The following is a 362-nucleotide window of genomic DNA, read 5'->3' as shown; positions in this document are numbered from 1 at the left end:
GCCCTGCTTTTCCATGAAGTCTTCGTTGGCTTTCGAGCGATACGCGGTATCGGCCCAGACGCTTGAGGCGGTATTGGCTTTATCCAGAAGCCCCTCTCTCAATCGCGCGCCATCACTGGCGGCGGCATCTGTTGTCTTCCATTTGCGGATGAACCGATACTTCCGGTCGATGGAGACGTGGGGTTTGTAGCCAAAGAATGGGATAGCGAGATCACTCGACGGCATGGTTCCATCGTCCTGCCGCTTCGCTTTCGTGAACTTCAGCGTCCAGCGCGCATGGCGATCCTTGTGCGACAGCTTTGACGGCTTGTCCTGCCAGTCTTCGGGAATACGGCCTGCCCGGAGATCGGCTTTCTCGGCGT

1 pseudogene is annotated in these 362 nt (G+C 57.7%); it reads right to left on the bottom strand.

What is annotated here, in order from left to right:
- Window positions 1–362: pseudogene (locus tag KP705_RS19505) on the bottom strand (IS5/IS1182 family transposase); the annotation flags it as partial.

It is taken from the genome of Gluconobacter sp. P1D12_c (assembly GCF_018812105.1).
Classification (GTDB): domain Bacteria; phylum Pseudomonadota; class Alphaproteobacteria; order Acetobacterales; family Acetobacteraceae; genus Gluconobacter; species Gluconobacter oxydans_A.
This window is presented reverse-complemented; position numbering and strand designations above follow the sequence as displayed.